General features: G+C 68.9%; 25 protein-coding genes and 1 pseudogene. 14 read left to right on the forward strand and 12 right to left on the reverse strand.

What is annotated here, in order from left to right:
• Positions 1–6 precede the first annotated feature (6 nt).
• The gene (gene gspG, locus ASE86_RS13465) at positions 7–507 is read right to left on the reverse strand and encodes a type II secretion system major pseudopilin GspG (protein ID WP_056428976.1); all 501 of its coding nucleotides are present in this window, start codon (positions 505–507) and stop codon (positions 7–9) included.
• A 10-nt stretch (positions 508–517) separates the two neighbouring features.
• Here gspG and gspL point away from each other — a divergent pair, with 10 nt between their 5' ends.
• From gspL to ASE86_RS13485, 4 genes are all read left to right on the forward strand, one after another.
• Positions 518–1,645 carry a type II secretion system protein GspL gene (gene gspL / locus ASE86_RS13470; RefSeq protein ID WP_082441930.1) on the forward strand — a complete coding sequence of 376 codons (1,128 nt, stop codon included), beginning with the start codon at positions 518–520 and terminating at the stop codon, positions 1,643–1,645.
• Complete coding sequence (gene gspM, locus ASE86_RS13475) at positions 1,642–2,136, forward strand: type II secretion system protein GspM (RefSeq protein ID WP_056427961.1); 495 nt, start codon at positions 1,642–1,644, stop codon at positions 2,134–2,136. The genes gspL and gspM overlap by 4 nt, the downstream gene beginning before the upstream one ends.
• Positions 2,133–3,611 (forward strand): GspE/PulE family protein, encoded by a 1,479-nt coding sequence (locus tag ASE86_RS13480; RefSeq protein ID WP_056427964.1) that lies wholly within the window; start codon positions 2,133–2,135, stop codon positions 3,609–3,611. Before gspM ends, ASE86_RS13480 begins: the two co-directional genes overlap by 4 nt.
• Positions 3,612–3,756: 145 nt before the next feature.
• Complete coding sequence (locus ASE86_RS13485; protein WP_056427967.1) at positions 3,757–4,980, forward strand: type II secretion system F family protein; 1,224 nt, start codon at positions 3,757–3,759, stop codon at positions 4,978–4,980.
• A 139-nt stretch (positions 4,981–5,119) separates the two neighbouring features.
• Here ASE86_RS13485 and ASE86_RS13490 read toward each other — a convergent pair whose 3' ends face one another.
• A complete protein-coding gene (locus ASE86_RS13490; protein ID WP_056427970.1) occupies positions 5,120–5,749 on the reverse strand; it encodes a hypothetical protein in 630 nt (209 codons plus the stop codon).
• Between the two features lie 86 nt (positions 5,750–5,835).
• Here ASE86_RS13490 and ASE86_RS13495 point away from each other — a divergent pair, with 86 nt between their 5' ends.
• The 5 genes from ASE86_RS13495 (at position 5,836) to ASE86_RS13515 (ending at position 10,338) form a co-directional block, all read left to right on the forward strand.
• Positions 5,836–6,873: a penicillin-binding protein activator gene (locus tag ASE86_RS13495; RefSeq protein ID WP_056428981.1), complete on the forward strand. Its 1,038-nt coding sequence runs from the start codon at positions 5,836–5,838 to the stop codon at positions 6,871–6,873.
• 40 nt (positions 6,874–6,913) lie between these two features.
• On the forward strand, positions 6,914–7,501 hold the full coding sequence (locus ASE86_RS13500; RefSeq protein ID WP_082441968.1) for a type II secretion system protein GspJ: 588 nt from the start codon (positions 6,914–6,916) through the stop codon (positions 7,499–7,501).
• Positions 7,501–8,388 (forward strand): general secretion pathway protein GspK, encoded by an 888-nt coding sequence (locus tag ASE86_RS13505; RefSeq protein ID WP_056427976.1) that lies wholly within the window; start codon positions 7,501–7,503, stop codon positions 8,386–8,388. Before ASE86_RS13500 ends, ASE86_RS13505 begins: the two co-directional genes overlap by 1 nt.
• Before the next feature lie 151 nt (positions 8,389–8,539).
• Positions 8,540–9,922, forward strand: a complete 1,383-nt coding sequence (locus ASE86_RS13510; RefSeq protein WP_056427979.1) for an L-serine ammonia-lyase — start codon at positions 8,540–8,542, stop codon at positions 9,920–9,922.
• A 50-nt stretch (positions 9,923–9,972) separates the two neighbouring features.
• Positions 9,973–10,338 (forward strand): phasin family protein, encoded by a 366-nt coding sequence (locus tag ASE86_RS13515; protein ID WP_082441931.1) that lies wholly within the window; start codon positions 9,973–9,975, stop codon positions 10,336–10,338.
• A 138-nt stretch (positions 10,339–10,476) separates the two neighbouring features.
• On the opposite strand, the gene ASE86_RS16325 is transcribed toward ASE86_RS13515, so the two are convergent.
• Both ASE86_RS16325 and gpmA read right to left on the reverse strand, forming a co-directional pair.
• A complete protein-coding gene (locus tag ASE86_RS16325; RefSeq protein ID WP_200911554.1) occupies positions 10,477–10,614 on the reverse strand; it encodes a hypothetical protein in 138 nt (45 codons plus the stop codon).
• On the reverse strand, positions 10,595–11,308 hold the full coding sequence (gene gpmA, locus ASE86_RS13520; RefSeq protein WP_056427982.1) for a 2,3-diphosphoglycerate-dependent phosphoglycerate mutase: 714 nt from the start codon (positions 11,306–11,308) through the stop codon (positions 10,595–10,597). The genes ASE86_RS16325 and gpmA overlap by 20 nt, the downstream gene beginning before the upstream one ends.
• A 128-nt stretch (positions 11,309–11,436) precedes the next feature.
• Here gpmA and ASE86_RS13525 point away from each other — a divergent pair, with 128 nt between their 5' ends.
• The gene (locus ASE86_RS13525) at positions 11,437–12,156 is read left to right on the forward strand and encodes a dienelactone hydrolase family protein (RefSeq protein ID WP_056428989.1); all 720 of its coding nucleotides are present in this window, start codon (positions 11,437–11,439) and stop codon (positions 12,154–12,156) included.
• Positions 12,157–12,201: 45 nt separating this feature from the next.
• Here ASE86_RS13525 and ASE86_RS13530 read toward each other — a convergent pair whose 3' ends face one another.
• From ASE86_RS13530 to ASE86_RS13540, 3 genes are read right to left on the reverse strand one after another with little or no spacing between them, the layout of a single operon-like run.
• Positions 12,202–13,323, reverse strand: coding sequence for a M14-type cytosolic carboxypeptidase (locus tag ASE86_RS13530; protein WP_056427985.1), 1,122 nt, complete (start codon positions 13,321–13,323; stop codon positions 12,202–12,204).
• Positions 13,320–13,925 carry a DUF4136 domain-containing protein gene (locus ASE86_RS13535; RefSeq protein WP_056427987.1) on the reverse strand — a complete coding sequence of 202 codons (606 nt, stop codon included), beginning with the start codon at positions 13,923–13,925 and terminating at the stop codon, positions 13,320–13,322. Before ASE86_RS13535 ends, ASE86_RS13530 begins: the two co-directional genes overlap by 4 nt.
• Positions 13,922–14,485: a hypothetical protein gene (locus ASE86_RS13540; RefSeq protein ID WP_056427990.1), complete on the reverse strand. Its 564-nt coding sequence runs from the start codon at positions 14,483–14,485 to the stop codon at positions 13,922–13,924. The genes ASE86_RS13535 and ASE86_RS13540 overlap by 4 nt, the downstream gene beginning before the upstream one ends.
• A 153-nt stretch (positions 14,486–14,638) precedes the next feature.
• On the opposite strand from ASE86_RS13540, the gene ykgO reads away from it, so the two are divergent.
• Together ykgO and ASE86_RS13550 are read left to right on the forward strand one after the other, a co-directional pair.
• Positions 14,639–14,764, forward strand: a complete 126-nt coding sequence (gene ykgO / locus ASE86_RS13545; RefSeq protein ID WP_055755695.1) for a type B 50S ribosomal protein L36 — start codon at positions 14,639–14,641, stop codon at positions 14,762–14,764.
• 123 nt (positions 14,765–14,887) lie between these two features.
• Positions 14,888–15,505 carry an HAD family hydrolase gene (locus ASE86_RS13550; RefSeq protein WP_056428992.1) on the forward strand — a complete coding sequence of 206 codons (618 nt, stop codon included), beginning with the start codon at positions 14,888–14,890 and terminating at the stop codon, positions 15,503–15,505.
• Between the two features lie 139 nt (positions 15,506–15,644).
• Here ASE86_RS13550 and ASE86_RS13555 read toward each other — a convergent pair whose 3' ends face one another.
• Positions 15,645–16,175: a GNAT family N-acetyltransferase gene (locus ASE86_RS13555; protein WP_056427993.1), complete on the reverse strand. Its 531-nt coding sequence runs from the start codon at positions 16,173–16,175 to the stop codon at positions 15,645–15,647.
• A 68-nt stretch (positions 16,176–16,243) separates the two neighbouring features.
• On the opposite strand from ASE86_RS13555, the gene dxs reads away from it, so the two are divergent.
• The gene (gene dxs / locus ASE86_RS13560) at positions 16,244–18,166 is read left to right on the forward strand and encodes a 1-deoxy-D-xylulose-5-phosphate synthase (protein WP_056427995.1); all 1,923 of its coding nucleotides are present in this window, start codon (positions 16,244–16,246) and stop codon (positions 18,164–18,166) included.
• Here dxs and ASE86_RS13565 read toward each other — a convergent pair.
• From ASE86_RS13565 to ASE86_RS13580, 4 genes and pseudogenes are all read right to left on the reverse strand, one after another.
• Positions 18,163–18,447: a type II toxin-antitoxin system RelE family toxin gene (locus ASE86_RS13565; RefSeq protein WP_056427998.1), complete on the reverse strand. Its 285-nt coding sequence runs from the start codon at positions 18,445–18,447 to the stop codon at positions 18,163–18,165. The two genes, dxs and ASE86_RS13565, sit on opposite strands and share 4 nt — an antisense overlap.
• The gene (locus ASE86_RS13570; protein ID WP_056428000.1) at positions 18,437–18,685 is read right to left on the reverse strand and encodes a type II toxin-antitoxin system Phd/YefM family antitoxin; all 249 of its coding nucleotides are present in this window, start codon (positions 18,683–18,685) and stop codon (positions 18,437–18,439) included. The genes ASE86_RS13565 and ASE86_RS13570 overlap by 11 nt, the downstream gene beginning before the upstream one ends.
• Before the next feature lie 44 nt (positions 18,686–18,729).
• Positions 18,730–19,698: an alpha/beta hydrolase gene (locus tag ASE86_RS13575; protein ID WP_056428004.1), complete on the reverse strand. Its 969-nt coding sequence runs from the start codon at positions 19,696–19,698 to the stop codon at positions 18,730–18,732.
• Positions 19,699–19,719: 21 nt separating this feature from the next.
• Positions 19,720–20,367 (reverse strand): annotated as a pseudogene (locus tag ASE86_RS13580) (RBBP9/YdeN family alpha/beta hydrolase).
• A gap of 242 nt (positions 20,368–20,609) precedes the next feature.
• Between ASE86_RS13580 and recN the strand changes: the two are divergent.
• Positions 20,610–22,268, forward strand: a complete 1,659-nt coding sequence (gene recN, locus ASE86_RS13585; protein ID WP_056428006.1) for a DNA repair protein RecN — start codon at positions 20,610–20,612, stop codon at positions 22,266–22,268.

Below are 22,268 nucleotides of genomic sequence, written 5' to 3' on the forward strand. Positions count from 1 at the left end.
CTCCGCTCACCGACCCGCCACAATATCCGCGTCGAGGCCTTCGCCGCCTTCGGCTCCATCCTTGCCGAGCGATTTCAGCGAAAAGCCGCCCGGTGCCGGTGCCACATAAATGTAGTCGCGACCCCAGGCGTCCTTGGGCGCTTCGCCGACATAGCCCTCGGGGTTCCAGTTGCTCGGGACCGGCGGAGTCGTCGGTTTCTCCGCCAGTGCCTTCAGTCCCTGTGCGGTCGTCGGATAGTCGCCGTTGTCGAGCCGGTACATCTTCAGCGCTGCGCCGATCGTGCGCATATCGGTCGTCGTCGTCGTGACGCGCGCCTGGTCTGGGCGGCTCAGGATGCCGGTGCTGACGATCATCCCGGCGATGACGGCGATGATGACCAGCACGACGATCATCTCGACCAGCGTCACGCCCGCTTCGCCGGCAGGCACGGATACGTCGTTCGCCGGCTTGCGGGCACGGCTCCACGCTGCCACGGTGTCACGAAACTGTCGGAAAAGAATGCGCATTCGCTCGCCCATGATAACCACGCGTGACACCCATGTTACAGTCGAACCGGCCCGGCACGCCAGCCTCGACGCGTCGGGACCCGCTGGCGTCTGGACGCTGACCGGGGAGGCGCTGGTCGCGGCGGACGGCGATGGGCCCGCTACCGTACTCGTGCCGGGCGAGGCGGTGCGGCTGCTCGGCGTCGACCTGCCGCTGCCGACGCGCGCGAAGCGGCTGGCGGCGCTGCCGTTCGCGGTCGAGGATCTGATCGCGGAGCCGATCGACAGCGTGCACCTGGCGCTGGGCATCGAGCTGAGCCCGAGGCGCTTTCTGGTCGGCGTCGTCCGTCACGACCGGATGGCCGAATGGATCGCGCGCATCGAAGCGGAAGGGCTGGGCCATGCCGCGCTGGTTCCGAACGCGCTTGCGCTGCCGCCGCCCGCGACAGGCGAATGGGCGGTCGAACTGGGCGAGACGCGGGCGCTGGTCCGCGCCGGCGACGGCACCGGCTTCGCCATCCCCGCACCGTTGCTGCGCACCGCGTGGGAGGCGGCGGGGAAGCCGCGGACCATCGCGTACGGCACCGCGCTTCCGGCCGACATGGCGGACAGCGCCGATGTGCTGGCACTCGACCCCCTTGCGCGGCGGCTGCTCGCGCCCGCGCTCGATCTGCGGCAGGGCCTTTATGCGGTGCGGCGGACAGGGACGGGATTCTGGCGCAGGATGGCGACGGTCGCCGTTCTCGGCCTGCTCGCGCATGTCGTGATCGCCGCGCTCGACACGGTGGCGCTGCGCGGGATCGCGGATGCGCGGGCGGCGGAAACGCGCGACCTGATCGCGGCGAAAGCGCCGGGCACCACGTTGCCCGAGGATGGGCTGGCCAGTGCGGTCGCCGACCTGTTGCCGCGCCCCGGTGCCGGGGGCGGGGCCAACCCGTTCCTGGGTGCCGCCGCGCGGCTGTCGGGCGCGCTCGCGCCGCTCGGGGCCGACCTGTCGGTGCGGACGATGCGGACCGAGGGCATGTCGCTGATCGTCGATCTCGACAGCACCGACCCCGGCTTTGCCGGCCGCGTCCGCACTGCTCTGTCGAGCGGCGGGATCGACGCTGCGGTCGCGCCGATCGATGGCGGCGTGCGCATCACGAGTCCGCTGGCATGAGGCTGATCCGCATCGTCGAACACCCGACCGTCGAGCGTATGCGCGTATGGTGGATCGGCCTGACCCCGCGCGAACGCGTGCTGGTCGGCGCGCTCGGCGTGTTGCTGACCATCGCGATCCTGGTCTTCGGCGTCGTGAAGCCGATCCAGGCGAGCCGCGCCGAGTCGTTCGCTGATATCCGCACGTACGAGACGCTGATGGCGCGCGTGCACGCCGCGCCTGCGCTTGGTCCCCAGGCGACCGGCCCGCAACAGCGCACCGGCACCGCGGCGGAGATCGTCACCCAGTCCGCCGCCGCCTTCGGTCTGCAGGTGCAGGTGGAGGCGACCCCGACCGGCGTCCGGGCGACCGTTGCGGATGCGCCGTACGATGCGGTGGTCAACTGGATGGCGGACATCGCGCGCACCTCGACGCTCGCCGCTACCCGCGTAGACATTCAGAAGCGGCCGACTCCGGCGCGCGTCTTTGCGCAGATCGAGTATCGCGGATGACCGACACGCTGATCGTTGATACGATCGCCCCGCCTGCGCTGTTGCCCTACGGCTTCGCGCGCAAGGGCGGGGTGCTGCTGCGCGGGGGCGAATGCCTCCACCGCGCGGACGCCGCGCTCGATGCGTTGCTGGAGGTGCAGCGATTGCACCCGGCGGTCGCGTTTGCCGCGGTCAGCGACGAGGTCTTCGACGCCGCCCTGTCGGCCACCTATGGGCAGGGTGCGGCGCAGGCCGCCGAGTTCGAGATGGACGCGACCGATCTCGCCGCGCTTGCCGATTCGGTCGGTCCGATCGACGATCTGCTCGATTCGAACGATGATTCGCCGGTCATTCGCCTCATCAACGCGATCCTGCTGGAGGCGGTGAAGGAAGGCGCGTCGGACGTCCATGTCGAGACGACCGAGAAACGCCTGGTCGTCCGTTTCCGCATCGACGGCGTGTTGCGCAACGTGGTCGAACCGCAACGCGCGCTGGCGCCGCTCCTCGTCAGCCGCATCAAGGTGATGGCGAAGCTGGACATCGCCGAGAAGCGCGTGCCGCAGGACGGCCGCGTGACCCTCAGGATCGGCGGACACGATGTCGATGCGCGCGTGTCGACGATCCCGACCCAGCATGGCGAGCGCGTGGTGATGCGCCTGCTGGAAAAGGGCTCGCTGCGTCTCGATCTCGCCGGCCTGGGCATGAGCGCGCGCGACGTCGACACCGTCCGCCGTTTGCTCGATCGGCCGCACGGGATGCTGCTGGTGACGGGGCCGACGGGCTCGGGCAAGACGACGACGCTCTACGCCGCGCTCAGCCGCCTCAACGACCGCAAGCGCAACGTCATGACGGTCGAGGACCCGATCGAGTATGAACTCGCCGGCGTAGCGCAGACGCAGGTCAACCCGCGCACCGACATGACGTTCGCGCGGGGGCTGCGCGCCATCCTGCGCCAGGACCCCGATGTCATCATGGTCGGCGAGATCCGCGATCACGAGACGGCGGAGGTCGCGGTACGGTCGGCGATGACCGGGCATTTCGTGCTGTCGACGCTCCACACCAACAGCGCGGTCGGATCGATCACGCGGCTGCTTGACATGGGCGTCGAGCGGTATCTGCTGGCCCCCATGCTGGTCGGGCTGGCGGCACAGCGGCTGGTGCGGCGGCTGTGCCCGGATTGCCGCCAGCAGGACGTCGCGACCGACGCCGATGCCGCGATGCTGGGCGGTGGATTGCAGGCGGGTGATCCGGTGTGGCGCGCGGTCGGGTGCGAGGCGTGCCACGGCGATGGCTATCGCGGGCGCGACGGCCTGTACGAAGTGATCGCGGTCGATGCCGAGTTGCAGGGACTGATCCACGACGGCGCCAGCGAAGCGGCACTGGAAAAGGCGGCACGGGCGAAGAATCCGTCGCTGCTCGACGACGGCGTCGTCAAGGTGAAGGCGGGCATGACCACGGTCGAGGAAGTCGCCCGCGTGACGCGGGACGAAGGGTGATGGGGGGCGCACAGATCCTCCCCGGCACGGGGAGGGGGACCATGCGCAGCATGGTGGAGGGGGTCCTCCGCGAGGGATGTCGCCTGTGGCGCGCTCCCTCCACCGCCTTCGCTGGTCCCCCTCCCCGTGCCGGGGAGGATTTTTAGTGCCCGCCTATGCCTATCGCGCAGCCGATCGCTCCGGCGCGACCCGCAAGGGTGTCATCGAAGCCTCCTCAGCGCCCGCCGCCCGCGCGATGTTGCGCGATCAGGCGTTGCTGCCGCTCGCGGTCGAGCCCGCCGGGGTCAGGCCGGCGGCGACGGGCAGCATCAGCCTGCCAAGCTTCCGCCGCGGGGTCAGTTCGAGGCAACTCGCGACGCTCACCCGCCAGCTGGCGACGCTCATCGGTTCCGAAATCCCGGTCGAGGAAGCGCTGCGGCTGGTCGCGCAGCAATCCGAGGCGAAACAGGTCAGCGCGCTGCTGCTCGACGTGCGCGGCAGCATCCTCGACGGGCGCAGCTTTGCCGCGGCGCTGGGCAACCACCCGAAGGCATTCCCCGAATTCTATCGCGCCTCGGTCGCGGCGGGCGAGAATAGCGGGCGGTTGACGCATGTCCTCAGCCACCTCGCCCAATTCGTCGAAACGCGCCAGGCGAACGGACAGAAGCTGCAACTGGCGTTGATCTATCCCGCGCTGCTCGCGACCGTGTCCGTCGGCATCATCGTGCTGCTGATGATCTACATCGTTCCCGACATCGTCCGTGTGTTCGTGTCGCGCGGGGCGGAGTTGCCGTTCCTCACCCGCGCGCTGATCGCGGTGTCGGCGTTCCTGCAGAACTGGGGCCTCGTCCTGCTGCTCGCGCTGGTCGGGGCGGGGCTGGTCGCCGGTCGGTGGCTGCGCGTACCGGCCAACCGCCTGAAGCTCGACCGGACGTTCGCCGAGCGCCGTCCGTTCAAGCGTTTCAGCCGCCAGCACAATGCCGCGCGGTTCGCCGGCAGCCTCGCGACGCTGGTCGAAAGCGCGGTGCCGCTGGTCGAGGCGCTTCAGGCCGCCGCCGCGGTCACGCCCAACCGCTACATCCGTGAGCGTGCACTGACCGTCGCCGCGCGGGTGCGCGAAGGCCTGTCGCTGCGCGCCGCTATGGCGGAAGCCGCGGTCTTCCCGTCGATGCTGACCGCGCTGGTCGCGAGCGGCGAAAGCTCGGGCAAACTCGCCCCCGCGCTCGGCCGCGCGTCGAGCGAACTCGATCGCGAACTGGATGCGCTGGCGGCAACGCTGGTCGCGCTGGTCGAGCCGATGGTGCTGCTGCTGATGGGCGGGATGGTGCTGATGATGGTGCTGGCGATCCTGCTGCCGATCATCAACCTGAACAATCTGGTGTCGCTTTAGAAAATCCTCCCCGGCACGGGGAGGGGGACCAGCCGCAGGCTGGTGGAGGGGGTGGGCCGCAGCCGATTCGCTCGCGGAGGGTCCCCTCCACCACGCCGCTGCGCGTCGCGGTCCCCCTCCCCGCGAGCGGGGAGGACCTTTAGATTTTCCCTTTCAAACTCCCGCCCGGCGGCAGCCCCACGAACGGCAACACCGCCGCGCCTTCGGGCGTCAGCTGGACCTCGACCGTGCCATCCCCGCCGAGCACCATCGTCAGTAACGTCCGCCGCCGCTGCGTCGCGGGCGCAAGTCGAAGCGTCGATCGATTGCCGACATGGTCTGCGGTCAGCACCAGTGCGGGCACCGGCGTGGCGACGCCGCCCGCCTTTGGCCGGCAACTGCCCGGATCGGTCAGCATCTGCCCCGCGATCATCTGCCCATCGCCGCCCAGCTTGGCCCTCGGAAAATCGAGCTGCAGCGTCATATCGCAGACGAACGGCAGGTCGGGCTGGATCGCCTGGAGGAGCGTCCCGTCGCCCGACCCGGTCATCGCATCGACAGTGGTCGCGGCCGGGCCGATCAGCGCGCGACCGCCGAGATTGGTCGCCGCGCCCTTCGCGCTCCAGTCGACGGCGAACGCCAGGCTGACGAGGCTGCGCAAGGGCGCCCAGTTCCACGCCAGCACGCTGCCACCGGCAAGGCCCACCTCGCCGTTCCATACCGTACCCCCGATGCCGGTTCGCCACGCACCGCGATCGACGATCGCACCCGCCGGGATCGTCGCGACCATGGCGACCGCGTAAGCGGCTATCCCGAGCGCGGTGAAGCGGATAAGACGGCGGCGCGCGGCAAGGCGCGGGATATCGGAGGGTATTGGTGAACCGTCGGGACGCTCTGAAGCTTCTGCGATCCGGCCTCGTCGTATCAGCGGCGTCATCGGTAACCCCTTCGTGGGCCGCGAAGAAACTCGACAAGCGGCCCGTCGCGCTGTTGCTGCCGTTGACCGGCGAGCGCAGCGCGCTGGGGCTTAGCATGAGCCGTGCGGCGATGCTTGCCGAAACCGATGCGAAACTGATGTTCGCGCTCGACACTGCGGGCACCGCAGGCGGCGCCAGCGCGGCGGCGGCGCAGGCATTGAAGCGCGGCGCGGCAATGATCCTGGGGCCGCTGACGTCGTGGGAAGCGACCGCCGCCGCGACCGCGGTGGCCGGCCGGGTGCCGGTCATCGCCTTTACCAACAATGCCGCGGCGCAAGCGTCGGGGGCCTATGTCTTCGGCCTTACGCCCACCCAGACGACGACTGCGGTGCTGCGCTACGCCCGTTCGCGCGGGGTGCGGCGGGTGACCGTCGTCGGCGATGGCAGCCAGTGGAGCAACGCCGCGTCCGAAGCCGCTGTGAAGGCGCAGGGCGACCTCGGCCTCGACATCCGCGCCATCGCGGTGACCGCGGGCCAGCCGCTGCCGGCCGCAGGCGAGGCGCCCGATGCGGTGCTGATCCCCGGCAGTGGCGATGCGGTGCTGGCGGCGGCGCGCGGGTTGAAGGACACGGGCGTGCAACTGCTCGGTACCGTGCAGGCGCTCGACAACCGGCCCTCGGCTTTGGCCGCGCTGGAGGGCGCGTGGATCGCCGCGCCCGATCCCGCGGCGTTCGGCAGCTTCTCCGCCGAATATGAGGCGCGTATCGGCGGCTCCGCCGGCGCGATCACGGCGCTGGCGTATGACGCAGCCAAGATCGCGAAGACCTTGCGGAACGCCAACACGCTCAGCCGCGAGGGGCTGCTAGCGGGTGACGGCTTCCCCTGCGTGACCGGCACCGTCCGCTTCCGCGCCGACGGCAGTTGCTCGCGTGATCTTGCGATTCTGCTTGCCGGCACCGACGGATACCGGAGCGTCGCGACCAGCCGGGGGGCGTGAGGTGATTTGCCCCCCGTCATTTCCGCGCAGGCGGGAATCCATCTCCCGCTCGCGCGCGGCGAACGGTCCGGGAGATGGGGCCGCCTCTGCGCGGGGACGACAGGACGCGGGCAACGACGCCGGCTTCACCTTGATCGAGCTGTTGATCTCGCTGCTGTTGTTCGCACTGATCGCGGTGGCGGGCGTCGCGCTGGTCGATAGCGTGCTGGGCGTACAGGGCCGCACGTCGGCCCGGCTCGATCGCTTGAGCGCGCTGCAACGTGCGGTGCTGGTCGTCACCGGCGACCTCGAACAGGTCGCCGGTGGGAATGTCGCAGGCGGCGGCCCTGCGATCAGCTTCCGCCGCGCCGCCCCCGGCGTCGGCGGGGTGCCGATTACGGTCCGCTATGCGCTCGATCGCGGCGTCCTGGTGCGCGATGCGGGCAATGGCGCGCAAGCGTTGCTCGGCGGCGTGTCGGGGGTGCGCTGGCGCTTTGCCGAGCGGGGCAATTGGCTGGAACGCTGGCCGGCGAGCGACCCCAAGGCGTGGCCCGGTGCGATCGAGCTGGAAGTCACGCTGGCCGGCACCCCGTCGGGCACTATCCGCCGCGTCGTCGCACTGCCGGCGCGTGCCAAGGACGTGACGTGATGGCGCGCGACGGCGACTCCGGCATGATTCTGGTCAACGTGCTGATGTTCGTCGCCATCGCGGCGGGCCTCGTCCTCCTGATGATCGAGCGCGAGGAACTGGCGCTCGACCGGTCGCTGCGCGTCCGCGAGGCGGCGCGGGCGGCGGCGGTCGTGAAGGGCGGCGAGCTGTCGGCGATCGCCGCGCTGCGTCGCGACGCGATCGTCGCGCCCGACGTCGACAATGCGGGCGAGCCCTGGGCGACGCTGGCGGAAAATGGCGCCAAGATCGACGGCGGCACGTTCGATCTGGCGATCGCCGATGCGGAGGGGCGGTTCAACGTCAACGCGCTGCGCTCGGGCAGCGCGTCGGCAGTCATCCTGTTCGAACAGATCGCTGCTGCCGCCGGGGTCGACCGCGACACGACGCTGAAGGCGGTCGAGGCGGTCCGGCTGAACGGGCCCTTCACCGACCTGCGGCCCTTGCGCTTCGCCGGCCTGCCGCCCGAATCGCTCTCCAGGCTGGAGGGGCTGGTGACCGCGCTGCCCGGCGACACCGCGATCAACTTGAACGCCGCGACCCCGGAGGTGCTGGCGCTGCTGTTCCGCGACCCCGCCGTCGCCGACCGGCTGTTCCGCACGCGGGCGCGCAAGGGCTACCTCACGCTCGACGACCTCTCGGCGGAGAATGTATCGCTGCCGCCCGGCGCCTCGTTCCGATCGAACACCTTCTGGGTCCGCACCCGCGCGCGGATCGGCGACACGACGCAGCAGGGGGTGACGCTGATCCAGCGGTCGCTGGACGCGGCGGGCGTGCGCCGCACGGTGGCGGTCGAACGCTGGTCGGGCGCGGCGATCCCGCCCGATGCGCCGGCGTTCGGTGAAGCGGACAATCGCGCGGCGGGATAGTAACTTTCGAGACTATTGCTTAGGTTTGCACCCTCATCCGATCGGGCTGAGCCTGTCGAAGCCCTGTCCTTCTTTTGCGCCACAAGCGCTCGCGGCACGAAGAAGGGCAGCCCTTCGACAAGCTCAGGGCGAACGGCGTTAGGTATATCCCATGACCGAACCCAGCCTGTCCGTCCGCGCCAATGTCGACCGCCCGATCAGCGTAGTCGAGCTGTTCACCATCGGCATCGGCCCGTCGAGCTCGCACACCGTGGGGCCGATGCGTGCGGCCAAGGCCTTTGCCGAAAGCGTGGTCGATCGCGCGCCGGTTGGGGTAACCGCGACGCTGCACGGCAGTCTCGCGCTGACCGGCCTTGGTCACGCCAGCGACACCGCGGTGCTGGTCGGCCTGTCGGGCTGGGCGCCCGAGGCGATCGATCCGGACGCGATCGCACCGATGGTGGCCGCCATCCGCGAAGGGCGGGTGCTGAGGCTCGCGTGCAGCCTCGACGTGCCGTTCGACCCGCGGACCGATCTGGTCTTCGATCCCGAGTTCCTGCCCGCGCACCCCAACGGCATGACCTTCGTCGCGCGCTTCGCGGACGGCAGCGCGGAGGTGCGGCGCTACTACTCGATCGGCGGCGGCGCGATCATCGCGGAAGGGGAGGAGGTGTCACGCGCCAACGTGTCGCTGCCCCACCCCTTCTCGTCGGGCGCACAGATGCTGGCGCTGGCGGCGGCGGAGGGCTGTTCGATCGCCGAGCTGGAGCGCGAGAACGAGGCGGCGTGGCGATCGGAATGCGAGACCGACGCCTTCCTCGATCGCGTGCGCGACGCGATGCTGGCCAGCATCCGCCGCGGGATCGCGACCGACGGCATCCTGCCCGGCGGCCTGAAAGTGCCGCGTCGCGCGAAGGCGATCCACGACAAGCTCGCCGATCGCGGACCGCGGAGTGATCCCAGCGCGGTGTTCGACTGGGTCAGCCTGTGGGCGCTGGCCGTGAACGAGGAGAATGCCGGCGGGGGCAGGGTCGTCACCGCGCCGACCAATGGCGCGGCGGGCGTCATCCCGGCGGTGCTCAAATATTACGAGACCTTCGTCCACGGCGCGACACGACGCGGCAGCCGCGACCTGCTGTTGACGGCTAGCGCGATCGGCAGCCTGTACAAGAAGCGCGCGTCGATCTCGGCGGCCGAGATGGGGTGCCAGGGCGAAGTCGGTGTCGCCTGTTCGATGGCCGCCGCGGGGTTGGCCGCGGCATTGGGCGGAACGCCGGCGCAGGTCGAGAATGCCGCGGAGATCGGCATGGAGCATAACCTCGGCCTGACCTGCGACCCGATCGGCGGCCTCGTCCAGATCCCCTGCATCGAACGCAACACTATGGGCGCGATCAAGGCGATCAACGCCGCCTATCTGGCGCTCCACGGCGACGGCAGCCACGTCGTCAGCCTGGATGCGGTGATCGAAACGATGCGCCAGACCGGCGAAGACATGCGGTCGAAGTATAAGGAAACCAGCCAGGGCGGATTGGCGGTGAACGTCGTCGAATGTTGAGCGTTATGGAGAGGCGGCGTCGGGCCGCCAATTTCCATGGGAGCAGTTCAATGAGCGACGATCGTTCGGCCGCGCGCGCGGCCACGGACAAGATGCAGCAGGCCGCGGGTGCCGCGACCGAGAAGATGCAGGCGGCGGGCGAAGCGATGAAGGCGACCGGCGAGCGGATGGCCGACAACGGCGCCAGCGTCGGCACCAAGATGCTCGACCAGGCCGAGGAGAACGTCCGCGAGGCGTTTGCCGCGATGCGTGCCGCGACGCAGGCAAAGGACCTTTCGGAAGTGATGAAGATCCAGGGCGATTACCTGCGCGACCAGAGCAGTCGCGCGATGACCCAGGCGCGCGAGATCGGCGAGCTGATCGTGCAGTTCGGCAAGGACACCGGCGAAACGATGCGCGGCGGTTTCAAGGGCTGATCTAAATCCTCCCCGGTACGGGGAGGGGGACCGGCGAAGCCGGTGGAGGGGGCGGGCCGCGAGCGAGTCGCTTGCGGAAGCCCCCCTCAACCACCGCGTTCCGCGGCGGTCCCCCTCCCCGCCATGCGGGGAGGACCGCTAGTGACTCTTGCCGCCCTTCTTCCCCAGCTCCGCCTGCGCGGCGCTGGATTTGCGCGGGTTGCTCTTGCCCTCCTTGGCCGCCTTCGCGTTCGCGCGCTGCGCCGTCTCGCTGCCGTTACCCTTCTTGTCCGCCATGTGCCGTGCTCCTCTCGGAGAGGTAATAGCGATCGGTGGGCTTCAGTTCCGCATTGAGTTCGTAGACGATCGGCTGGCCGGTCGGAATCTCCAGCCCGGTGATGTCGTCATCCGAGATGTTCGACAAATGCTTTTCCAGCGCGCGCAATGAATTGCCGTGCGCGGCGATCAGCACGCGCTTGCCCGCGGCCAGTTCTGGCGCGATCCGCTCGTTCCAATAGGGCAGGACGCGGGCGATGGTATCCTTCAGGCTCTCGGTCTGCGGGATCGGGATTCCGCGATACCGCTCTTCCTTCGACAGGTCGTAGGCCGACCCTTCCGCCGGCAGCGGCGGGGGCACGTCGAAGCTGCGACGCCAGATCTTGACCTGTTCGTCCCCGTGCAGCGCCGCGGTCTCCGCCTTGTCCAGCCCGGTCAGCCCGCCATAGTGGCGCTCGTTGAGCTTCCACGACTTCTCGGTCGGCAGCCACAACCGGCCCATCGCCTCCAGCGCCAGGTTGAGCGTCTTGATCGCGCGGGTTTGGAAGCTGGTGAAGGTCAGGTCGAAGTCGAGCCCCGCCGCCTTCATCGCCTCGCCCGCCGCCCAGGCCTCGCGCTCGCCCTGCTCGGTCAGCTGGACATCCCACCAGCCGGTGAAGCGGTTTTCCAGGTTCCACGACGACTGGCCGTGACGGATGAGGACGAGCGTGGGCATGTGGAACTTCCTATCTTTCCGTTCGGGCTGAGCCTGTCGAAGCCCTGCCTTTCTTCGTGTGCGCCTGCTGATAGGAAGAAGGACAGCCCTTCGACAAGCTCGGGGCGAACGGAATTTTGGAGGTGCCGGTGACGATCCAGACGAAATCGCATGTCTACGACGGTCCCGGCGGTCCGTTTGCGGGCACGATCGCGTGGGACGATGCCGTCACCGGCCCGCGAGCGGGCGTGATGGTCGTGCCGAACGTGCTCGGGCAAAAGGCGCTGGACGATGACAAGGCGGCCGAACTTGCGGCGCTCGGCTACGTTGGCTTCGTCTGCGATCTCTACGGGGAGGGTAAGCGGACGACGCGCGAATCGCCCGATCCGGCGGTCTACATGAACGCACTGAACGCCGACCGCGCCCTGTTGCGCGATCGACTACACGCGAGTTTGGCGGCGATGCGGGCGCTGCCCCAGGTCGACGCGGCGCGATGCGCGGCGATCGGCTATTGCTTCGGTGGCAAGGCGGTCCTCGACCTGGCGCGCTCGGGCGCCGCGGTGCGCGGCGTGGTGAGCTTCCACGGCATCTTCGACGCGCCCGACTATGCCTGTCCGACGCCGATCGCAGCGCGGGTGCTGGTGTGTCACGGCTGGGACGACCCGCTGGCGCCCCCGGCCAGCGTCGTCGCACTGGGCGAGGAACTGACCGCCGCCGGGGCGCGGTGGGAATTGCAGGCCTATTCGGGAACCGGCCACGCGTTCACCGACCCGACCGCGCCGGATAAACCGGGGTTCGGATACCGGGCGGAGGCCGATCGCCGCAGCTGGGCGGCAGCGGTTGGGTTGCTGAGCGAGGTGCTGACGTAAATTCCACCCCCCTCCCCGAGACAAGCTCGGGGAGGAATTGATGTGTCAGATTTCGTCGATCATGTCGGCGAGCGTTTCGAGGCACGCGACCGCCAGCATCTTCGACCGTTCGCCGTCCCACGCATGGACCGCATCCGGATTCGGATCGTGATCCTTGAACGGCATCTCCAGCGTCATCGCCACCGCGCCAAACCGTTCGGCCAGCTGGTTGGTCGACATGCTGAGGTTAGCCTGGCCCGGCGCCGCCTTGTCATAGCCCTTGGCCGTCTGGAAATCGGGCGTCCGCGCCTCTAGCCGGCGGCCGAAATCGGTGAACTTCGCGCCCAGCGCATCGGTCCACGACGGGATGCCTTCGAAGCCGGCCAGGAAATTCGCCGGGATCGCCTCGTCGCCATGGACATCCATCGCAAAATCGACGCCGCTTTCGTCCATCGCGCCCAAAACGCACAGCACTTCCGGGCTCTTATCGCGGCTGGGCGCGTGCCATTCGCGGTTGAGGTTCACGCCCGCCGCATTGGTTCGCAGGTGGCCACGGAACGACCCATCGGGATTCATGTTCGGCACGAGGTGGATCGTCGCCTTCTCGCGCAGCACCTGTGCGACAGCGTTGTCACTGTCGGTCAGCATCTCGACCGCGCCTTCCATCCACCACTCGGCCATCGGTTCGCCGGGATGCTGGCGTGCGTAGAGCCACACCTGCTTGGCGCCGGTGCCTAGCGTCAGGCAATCGATCGCACGCCCGTCCAGGCTCTGGCCGAGCTCGCGGTGGGTGACGCCCGGGGCCAGCGCGGCCTCCGCCACCAGCGCGTCGTGGCGGTCGAGCGTGTAGGGCTGGAAATAGGCGAACCAGGCGAGTTCGGTGTCGAAATGATGCGTCCACGTCAGCACGCCGTCGTCATATGCCGTGTCGTCCGCGACGACCCAGTCGAGCCGGTCGGTCGATACCCGCGTCTTGTAGCCCGGCCAGCCGAACGGATAGGCCGAGCCCGCGCAATTCTCGATGCGAAAGGTAACCGTCCGCCCCCGCGCGCCAGAGACGCGGAAGTGGAACCACTGATAGAAATCGGAGAGGTGATCGTTGGGGATTTCGAGGCGGACGACGTCCTCCTCCACCCCGACGACACGGATGGCGCCGCTGTCGAAAGCGGCCGAAACGGTGATGGTCATTTCACCGTCGTAGTAATTCCAGACTCGCCGGGGAACCCCTGAAACAACGCGTTGGCCATCCGTCCGGCGACCAGCGTGGGCTGTTCGTCGGGTCCGGACAGGCTCGGCCGCTGCGCGCGGCCTTCCCACACGATCGTGCCGTCGCTGCGTCGCTTGATCTGTACCGCCAGTTCGGTCGAATAGGCTTGCAGCGTCTTGCCGCCGATGCCGGTACTGACCCCGCCGCCCAGACCGACGCCACCACCGCGCCCACCGCCGAAGCTGCCGCCGCCGATGCCGATCGAGAAGCGCGGCGGCGTGCGGACTTCGCCACGCGACGCGCGGTTGAACCCGACGGTCGCGAAATACTGCGACGGCGTTCCGGCAGGTGCCGGCGTGAAACCCAGTCGCGACAGTTCGGCCGCCACGGCATCGGCGTACAGCTGATATTCCGGGCTGATCTGCGCCGCACCGTTGAACGGTTCGACCGCGACCGTTCCCGGTGCGATCGGCTGATTCAGGTGATAGCGCACGACATCCGTCGGGCCGCTGCGGGGACCGGTCGTCGCGCAAGCGGATATCGCGAGGACGACGGGGGCGAGAAGGGCGATGTGCTTTTTCATGGTACGCTGACCAACACGCCCGAAGGGGCCGCAAAGTTCCGTGTGAGTGCGGCGGCGAGCTTTCGCGCGACGGTTGCGGGATCGTCGCCGCTCGTGCCGGTGACGCCATAGGTCACCGCGCGGCCCTCCCACGCGGGCCCCGATTCGCCGCGGCGGGTGATGGTCAGCGCCATCTGCGTCTCGACCATCGTGCCGACGTTCATCTTGCCGCCGCCCAGCGCGATCGACACGCCGGCGCCCATGCCGTTGACGCCACCGGGCATCCCGATGGCGGGCGAGCGGGCGCCCTTGGCCAGCGCCGAGCCCTTCGCCACGCGGGTCAGCGTGTACCGGGCGACATGCCGCGCGTTGCGCGCGGACGGTATGACGGTGAAGCCGGCATCGACCAGCGCGCTCTCGATCGCTTCCGCGGTCGCGCCATCGGCGGCCGCAGCGCCGCGGTCGCGCGGCGGGGCGGGGCGCTCGACGCCGATCGTCCCGCCGGGAGTGAAGGGGGCATCGGCGGCAGCCACGGGCTGCAGGGCGACGATGGCAGTGAATACGGCGCAGATGAAGGGCATGACGGGTCAGGTTCCTTGATAATAGTCGTTGCGCGACGTGACCCACGGGCCGCGGTCACGCCCCGCTTCGTCCTTGACTTCGCCGACCCCCGCTTATAGGCGGGCGCCTCATTTTTCCGAAACCATCAAATCAAAGAAGCGGCACCCGCAGCCATGAAGATCGTCAACTCGCTCAAGTCCCTCAAGGACCGTCACCGGGACAACCGCGTGATCCGTCGCCGTGGCCGCATCTACGTCATCAACAAGACGAATCGCCGCTTCAAGGCGCGTCAGGGCTGAGGCCGCTGGACTAGCGCAGCTAGTCCGCGAAAGCCGAAGCCCGGCCGGCGGCGCCACAGGCGCCGACCGACGACACGGAATTAACTCCCGTGTCGGGCCCCGGCCCCGGGGAGGGTGATCCGAGTGACCGTCACCCCACACGCCGTCATCTTCGACGTCGGCAAGGTCCTCTACGACTGGAGCCCCCGGTTCCTGTACGAGCGCCTCATCCCCCAGGGTGAGGCGCTCGACGCGTTCCTGCGCGATGTCGTGACCGAGGACTGGCATTTCCAGCACGACGCCGGTCGCCCGTTCGCGCAGACGGCGGTTGAGCTCGCGGCGAAATTTCCCGAGCACGCCGCGCTGATCCATCAGTGGGGCCCGCGCTTCCTCGAATCGATCGGGGCGCCGATCGCGGGAATGCACGACCTGGTCGCCGATCTCGATGCGGCGGGGGTGCCACTCTTTGCGATCACCAATTTTTCCGGTGAGTTCTTCCCCGAATTGCGCGCCCGCGACGCGCACCTGTTCGACCGCTTCCGCGACATCGTCGTGTCGGGCGACGAGAAACTGGTGAAGCCGGACCCGGCCATCTACCGCCTGGCGCTCGACCGCTTCGGGCTGAAGGCGGCAGAGGCCGTATTCGTCGACGACAATCCGGTGAATGTGGCGAGCGCAAGCGCGATCGGCATACACGCGATCCTGTTCGAGGATGCGCCCAAGCTGCGGGCGAAACTGCGCGGGCTTGGGTTCGCGGTATGACGCTCTCATCCGTCGTCCCTGCCGATTCCTTCGTCATCCCCGCCAAGGCGGGGATCAATAGTCGCTGAACATCCTGAGACTCACGTCCACTAGCGACTATTTATTCCCGCCTTCGCGGGAATGACGATCGAGAGGCGCGTTACCTCAAACCCTTCCCCATCCGTACCATCGGCACCGGTTCGATCCCGTCCGCCGCCGCCATGACCGCCTCGATCGGCACATAGCCGCACGCCCGGTACAGCGGTTCGCCCGACAGCGTGGCCATCAGTTCGACCCGCGTGAACCCCGCCGCCCGCGCCGCATCCTCGCAGACGGCGAGCATCCGCCGGCCGATCCCGCGTCGGGCACGATCGGGGTCGGTGTACATCGCCCGCACCCGGGCCGGATCGCGCGTGGGATCGAGTAGCCGCGTTTCGCGCGCGACCGCGCTCGCGTCGCCGCCGAACAGCGTCGCGCGACGGCTCCACCCGCCGCAGCCGACGATCCGCCCTGCGTCCTCGATCACGAAATAGGTGCCGTCGGCGATCAGTTGGGTGTCGAGGCCCATGAAATGTCGGCTTGCCGCCACTTGCGCCGGGGTCAGGAACGGTCGCTGCAACGCGTCCGATGCGCGCGCCATCAGGTCGGTGATTGCGGGAATATCGGCGCGGATGGCGACGCGATGCTGCATGGGGCCGTGGCGTACCATCGTCGACGGTAACATTCGACACCGATCATCGGCTGGGATAAGCAGGCCGGATGTCCGATACGCCTGACACGCCGTTGCTCGATACGGTGAACACCCCCGCCGATCTGCGAAAGCTGGCCCCGAAGCAGTTGCGTCAGCTGGCCGACGAACTGCGCACCGAGACGATCTCCGCGGTCGGCCATACCGGCGGGCATCTGGGCTCCGGTCTCGGCGTCGTCGAGCTGACCGTCGCGATCCATTACGTGTTCAACACGCCGGACGACCGCCTGATCTGGGACGTCGGGCACCAATGCTATCCGCACAAAATCCTGACCGGCCGCCGCGACCGCATCCGCACATTGCGGCAGGGCGGGGGCTTGAGCGGCTTCACCAAGCGCAGCGAAAGCGAATACGACCCGTTCGGCGCGGCGCATTCGTCGACCTCGATCTCGGCGGCACTGGGCTTCGCCATCGCCAACAAGCTTACCGATTCGCCCGGCAAGGCGATCGCGGTGATCGGTGACGGGTCGATGTCGGCCGGCATGGCGTACGAAGCGATGAACAATGCCGAGGCGGCGGGCAACCGCCTGGTCGTAATCCTGAACGACAACGACATGTCGATCGCGCCGCCGGTGGGCGGCCTGTCCGCCTACCTCGCGCGGATGGTGTCGAGCAGCGAATATATGGGCCTGCGCAGCCTGGCGTCCAAACTGACCTCGAAGCTGTCGAAGCGCGTGCACAAGACCGCGGCAAAGGTCGAGGAATATGCCCGCGGCATGGCGACCGGCGGGACGTTGTTCGAGGAACTCGGCTTCTACTACGTCGGGCCGATCGATGGCCACAATCTCGAACACCTGATCCCGGTGCTGGAGAATGTCCGCGACGCCAAGGAAGGCCCGGTCCTGATCCACGTCGTGACGAAGAAGGGCAAGGGGTATGCACCGGCCGAGGATTCGGCGGACAAATATCACGGGGTCCAGAAGTTCGACGTCATCACCGGCGCGCAGGCAAAGGCGCCGCCGGGGCCGCCGAGCTACCAGAATGTCTTCGGCGATGCGCTGGTGCGCGAAGCCGCCAGCGACGACCGCATCGTCGCGATCACCGCCGCTATGCCGTCGGGCACCGGCGTCGACCGTTTCGCCAAGGCCTATCCGACCCGCGCGTTCGACGTGGGTATCGCGGAGCAGCACGCGGTGACCTTTGCCGCGGGTCTCGCCGCGCAAGGGATGCGGCCGTTCTGCGCGATCTATTCGACGTTCCTCCAGCGCGCCTACGACCAGGTCGTCCACGACGTGGCGATCCAGAACCTGCCCGTCCGCTTCGCGATCGACCGCGCCGGGCTGGTGGGCGCGGACGGTGCGACGCACGCCGGCAGTTTCGACGTGACGTACCTCGCGACGCTGCCCAATTTCGTCGTGATGTCGCCGGCCGACGAAGCCGAACTGGTCCACATGACCCATACCGCGGTGCTGCACGACAGCGGCCCGATCGCGCTGCGCTACCCGCGCGGCAACGGCACCGGCGTCGCGTTGCCGGAGGTTCCGCAGAGGCTGGAGATCGGCAAGGGCCGCGTGGTGCGCGACGGCAAGACCGTCGCCATCCTGTCGCTCGGCACCCGCCTCAGCGAAGCGCTGAAGGCCGCCGACGCGCTGGAGGCCAAGGGGCTGTCGACCACGGTCGCCGACCTGCGCTTCGCCAAGCCGCTCGACGAGGACCTGATCCGCCGCCTGCTGACGACCCACGAAGTCGCGGTCACGATCGAGGAAGCCGCGATCGGCGGGCTGGGCGCGCACGTCCTGACCTATGCCAGCGACGCCGGGCTGATCGACGCAGGCCTGAAACTGCGCACCATGCGCCTGCCCGACGTGTTCCAGGACCAGGACAAGCCCGAAGTCCAGTATGACGAGGCGAAGCTGAATGCCGCGCACATCGTCGACACGGTGCTGAAGGCGTTGCGCCACAACAGCGAGGGCGTGGCGGAGGCGCGGGCTTAGAGTCGCTTGGCAGCGCTCTTGTAGACGGCGTTGCGGTCGCGTTTGCCGACCGCAACGACGACCACGGTGATCGTGCCGTCATCGACACGGTAGACGAGGCGATATCCCGCTGCGCGCAGCTTGATCTTGTAACAATCAGCCATCCCGGACAACCGAGCCGCCGGAACGTGTGGTGCCTCAAGCCGCTCTGCTAGCTTGTTCTTGAACTGGCTACGGACGTTGGCGCCCAGCTTCTGCCATTCCTTCAGCGCGCTCGGCAGGAATGCGAGCTCATAGGGCATCGAACTTGACCGCCACCGGCGTCTCGTCCGCGCGGTCCCGGACGATCTGTGCAAGCTCGGCATCTTCCAGTCGTTCAACCATCTCAGCCCATGCCTCTACCGGCACCAGATAGGCCGAGGCCTTGTTTCGGTTGAGGATCGCGACCGGAAAGCCGCCCGCTGCGGCGATCGCCGCAGAAGGGTTCTTCTTGAAGTCGCTGATACTGATGCTCGCGCCAGCAAGGATCGGATCTATCATGAAATGAGCCTTTCGATGACCTGTAAATAGGTCATGTCAGCTCGTCAGGCAAGCAACCGCCCCTTCGTCCAAGCCAGGAACAGCTCTGGCCAGAGATGCGCCGGCAGGCCCGCCGTCCGCCGACCCCAGCCGAAGCCGTGGCCGCCCTTTTCGAACAGATGCATCTCCACCGGCACGCCCGCAGCCCGCGCGGCGGCGTGGAGGGCCAGGCTGTTGGCGACCTTGACCGTCGCATCGTCCTCGGCATGGACGATGAAGAGGGGCGGCGTGTCCCTCGTCACTTGGCGGTCGGGCGAATGTTCCAGCACCATCGTGTCGGTCGCGTCCGCGCCGATCAGCTTGGCGCGGGAGCCGGCGTGGGCCAGGTCGGGCTCCATCGACACGACCGGATAGATCGGCGCGGCGATCGTCGGGCGGGCGCTCAGCGCATCTGCGCCGTCGACCGGCGCATAGACGGATCGCCCGAAGCGGGTCGCCAGGTCGGCGCACAGATGGCCGCCGGCAGAAAAGCCCATCGCGCCGACCAGCGCCGGATCGACACCGAACCGTGCCGCCTGCGCCCGGATCAGCCGCATCGCGCGCTGTGCGTCGGCGAGCGGCGCGTTGGCGGGATCGCGCCAGCCCTCTGCCGGCAGGCGATAGGTCAGCACGAAGGCGGTGATGCCCCGCGCGCGCAGCCATTCGGCGAGTTCGCGGCCTTCCTTGTCGACCGCCAGCCGGGTGTAGCCGCCGCCCGGCATCACCAGCATCGCCGCGCCGTTCGGCGTTGCCGGCCGATAGGCCTCGATCCGCGGCTGGCGCACGCCCGAGACCGCGCGGTCGCGCTTGACCGGGTCGGTGCTGCGATCCTCGGCGATGTCGGTGAGCGCCGCGTTGGTCAATCCTGGCCCGTCGCGGTTCGGCCAGAGGTAGATCGTCTCAGGCGCCGGCAGTGCGGGGGGCGTTTGCGCCACCGTCCCAACAGGAACGGCGGCAAGCGAGGCGGCGAGCAGCGTGCGGCGATCGATCGTCATCGCCGCGCAACCTGCCACGGATCAGGCGCCGATGCGAGCCTCCACCGGCACCGCCAGCCGTCGCGTGAGCAGCGCGCGGCCTTCGGTCGGGGAATGCGCCAGGCCGACATCGTCCACCAGTTCGGCGAGCAGCGCCTGCCCCTCCGCCCAGTCGCCGATCCCGCTTGCGGCATTGATGTGGCCCGCGCTGCCGGCATCGACCAGATGACTGCCCCAGCCGCTCGCAAGCGCCTGCGCACGCTCGTAGCGGATCCACGGATCGTCCCGGCTGGCGACGACGATCGACGGGAACGGCAGCGGCGTCGCCGGGGCCGGCGCAAAGCCGGAGAGCTCGGGCGGCCCGTCGTGCCGGTCGACATCCGCCGGTGCGACCAGCAACGCGCCGGCGACCGGCCAGCCGTACGGCTGCGGCGACAGCGTCGGCCACCATGCGATCGCCAGGCAGCCGAGCGAATGGCCGACCAGCACGACCGGCGCCTGTGCGGTGCGGATCGCCTGGTCGAGCTTCGTCACCCAGCTGTTGCGATGCGGCTTGTCCCACAGGCCGAGGTCGGCGCGTACGGTGTCGTCGCGGGCCGCTTCTCACAGGCTCTGCCAATGCGTCGGTCCGGAATTGCCCAGACCCGGTACGGTCAGGATCGTCGGGGACTGGTGTCGAGACTGCGCCATGCTGTCCTCCTCGTAGGAACGGGCAAGTCGGTCGCACGGTGCCGGGAGCTTATGGCGCCGCACGACCGACTCGCTCCCATGAACGCAATCTTATTCCTATCGATCCAGTAGGCAATAGCGGTTGCGCCAGGATGAGCGGCAGATGAGCCGGTCGGATGTCCGAGATCCTCGATGCTCCTGTCCCCACGGGAGCACGGAAGAACCTTTCCCCCCGCCGTACTCCGTGGCAAAGGGCGGAACATATGCTGACCGCGCTCTCCATTCGCGACGTCGTGCTGATCGAGGCGCTCGACCTTGATTTCGCGCCGGGACTGGGCGTGCTCACCGGGGAGACGGGGGCAGGCAAGTCGATCCTGCTCGATTCGCTGGGGCTGGCGCTGGGCGCGCGGGCGGACAGCGGGCTCGTGCGGCACGGCGCCACGCAGGCAAGCGTCGCGGCGAGCTTCGACCTGCCGGCCGACCACCACCTCGCATCGGTTCTCGCGCAGAACGGCCTCGACATGGAGGCGGGCGAGCCGCTCGTCATCCGTCGCGTGGTCAAGGCCGACGGCGGCAGCCGTGCGTTCGTGGGCGGTCAGCCGGTGTCTGCGGCATTGCTGCGCGAACTCGGGGCGTATCTGGTCGAAATCCACGGGCAGCACGACGATCGCGGGTTGCTCGCTCCGGCAGGCCACCGCGCATTGCTCGACGCGTTCGGGCGGATCGATGCAGGCACCTGCGCGATCGCTCACCGTGCGTGGCGTGAGGCGCAAGCCGTCCTGGCCGTCGCGCGCGCCGAGATCGAAGCGGCGGCGCGCGACCGCGACTGGCTGGAACATGCCGTCGCCGAACTCGAGGCACTCGCCCCCGAAGCGGGCGAGGAGGAGACGCTCGCCGACCGCCGCCGGTCCATGCAGCGCGCCGAAAAGATCGCCGACGACCTGCGCGCGGTCGAGGCGTTCCTGACCGACGGCGACGGCGGCCTGTCGAAGCTGCGCCAGGCCGCGCGCGTGCTGGAGCGGATCGCGTCCGACCATGCGGCGCTTGCCGAAGCGCTCGCCGCGGTCGACCGCGCGGTGATCGAAGGCGCCGTCGCCGAGGACAAGCTGGTCGAGGCCGCGCGCGACCTTTCGTTCGATCCGCGCGCGCAGGAGGACGACGAGGCGCGCCTGTTCGAGCTCCGCGGCATGGCGCGCAAGCATCGCGTCCAGCCCGACGACCTGGCCGACCTGGCGGCCGATCTGCGCGGACGGCTCGACCGGCTGGATAGCGGCGAGGCGGGCCTGGGCAAGCTCGAGGCGGATGTCGCGACGAAGGAAGCCGCCTACGCTACGGCCGCCGAGGCACTGTCGATCGCGCGGGCCGCTGCCGCCGAGCGGCTGGACGCAGCCGTCGCGATCGAATTTGCGCCGCTGAAGCTCGACGCCGCGCGGTTCCGCACGCTGGTCGAGCCGTTGCCGCGCGACAGCTGGGGCGCGCACGGCCGCGACCGTGTCGAATTCCTGGTCGCAACCAATCCGGGCGCGCCGTTCGGATCGCTGATGAAGATCGCCAGCGGTGGCGAACTGTCGCGCTTCGTCCTGGCGCTGAAGGTCGCGCTGGCGGAGGAGGGCGGCGCCGAGACGCTGATCTTCGACGAAATCGACCGCGGCGTCGGCGGGGCGGTGGCCAGCGCGATCGGCGATCGCCTGTCGCGCCTTGCCAAGGGTGCGCAGTTGCTGGTGGTCACCCACAGCCCGCAGGTCGCGGCGCGCGGCGACCAGCATCTGCTGATCGCCAAGAGCCATGACGGGACGGTGACGCGCACCGGCGTGCGCGTGCTGGATGCCGACGACCGCCGCGAGGAGATCGCGCGGATGCTGTCGGGGGCGGAGATCACCGCGGAAGCGCGCGCGCAGGCGCAGCGGCTGATCGCGGCGTAA

The sequence above is a fragment of the Sphingomonas sp. Leaf33 genome (assembly GCF_001421785.1).
In the GTDB taxonomy this organism is placed as follows: domain Bacteria; phylum Pseudomonadota; class Alphaproteobacteria; order Sphingomonadales; family Sphingomonadaceae; genus Sphingomonas.

What these genes read in the sequence shown, in the direction of transcription:
- gspG (WP_056428976.1), bottom strand. Translation starts at nt 507, where the DNA reads ATGCGCATTCTTTTCCGACAGTTTCGTGACACCGTGGCAGCGTGGAGC.
- ASE86_RS13510 (WP_056427979.1), top strand. Translation starts at nt 8,540, where the DNA reads ATGACCGAACCCAGCCTGTCCGTCCGCGCCAATGTCGACCGCCCGATC.
- ASE86_RS13565 (WP_056427998.1), bottom strand. Translation starts at nt 18,447, where the DNA reads ATGCCCTATGAGCTCGCATTCCTGCCGAGCGCGCTGAAGGAATGGCAG.
- dxs (WP_056427995.1), top strand. Translation starts at nt 16,244, where the DNA reads ATGTCCGATACGCCTGACACGCCGTTGCTCGATACGGTGAACACCCCC.
- ASE86_RS13535 (WP_056427987.1), bottom strand. Translation starts at nt 13,925, where the DNA reads ATGAAAAAGCACATCGCCCTTCTCGCCCCCGTCGTCCTCGCGATATCC.
- ASE86_RS13505 (WP_056427976.1), top strand. Translation starts at nt 7,501, where the DNA reads ATGGCGCGCGACGGCGACTCCGGCATGATTCTGGTCAACGTGCTGATG.
- ASE86_RS13480 (WP_056427964.1), top strand. Translation starts at nt 2,133, where the DNA reads ATGACCGACACGCTGATCGTTGATACGATCGCCCCGCCTGCGCTGTTG.
- ASE86_RS13555 (WP_056427993.1), bottom strand. Translation starts at nt 16,175, where the DNA reads ATGCAGCATCGCGTCGCCATCCGCGCCGATATTCCCGCAATCACCGAC.
- ykgO (WP_055755695.1), top strand. Translation starts at nt 14,639, where the DNA reads ATGAAGATCGTCAACTCGCTCAAGTCCCTCAAGGACCGTCACCGGGAC.
- gpmA (WP_056427982.1), bottom strand. Translation starts at nt 11,308, where the DNA reads ATGCCCACGCTCGTCCTCATCCGTCACGGCCAGTCGTCGTGGAACCTG.
- ASE86_RS13530 (WP_056427985.1), bottom strand. Translation starts at nt 13,323, where the DNA reads ATGACCATCACCGTTTCGGCCGCTTTCGACAGCGGCGCCATCCGTGTC.
- ASE86_RS13570 (WP_056428000.1), bottom strand. Translation starts at nt 18,685, where the DNA reads ATGATAGATCCGATCCTTGCTGGCGCGAGCATCAGTATCAGCGACTTC.
- recN (WP_056428006.1), top strand. Translation starts at nt 20,610, where the DNA reads ATGCTGACCGCGCTCTCCATTCGCGACGTCGTGCTGATCGAGGCGCTC.
- ASE86_RS13575 (WP_056428004.1), bottom strand. Translation starts at nt 19,698, where the DNA reads ATGACGATCGATCGCCGCACGCTGCTCGCCGCCTCGCTTGCCGCCGTT.
- ASE86_RS13540 (WP_056427990.1), bottom strand. Translation starts at nt 14,485, where the DNA reads ATGCCCTTCATCTGCGCCGTATTCACTGCCATCGTCGCCCTGCAGCCC.
- ASE86_RS13490 (WP_056427970.1), bottom strand. Translation starts at nt 5,749, where the DNA reads ATGGTCGCGACGATCCCGGCGGGTGCGATCGTCGATCGCGGTGCGTGG.
- gspM (WP_056427961.1), top strand. Translation starts at nt 1,642, where the DNA reads ATGAGGCTGATCCGCATCGTCGAACACCCGACCGTCGAGCGTATGCGC.
- gspL (WP_082441930.1), top strand. Translation starts at nt 518, where the DNA reads ATGATAACCACGCGTGACACCCATGTTACAGTCGAACCGGCCCGGCAC.
- ASE86_RS16325 (WP_200911554.1), bottom strand. Translation starts at nt 10,614, where the DNA reads ATGGCGGACAAGAAGGGTAACGGCAGCGAGACGGCGCAGCGCGCGAAC.
- ASE86_RS13515 (WP_082441931.1), top strand. Translation starts at nt 9,973, where the DNA reads ATGAGCGACGATCGTTCGGCCGCGCGCGCGGCCACGGACAAGATGCAG.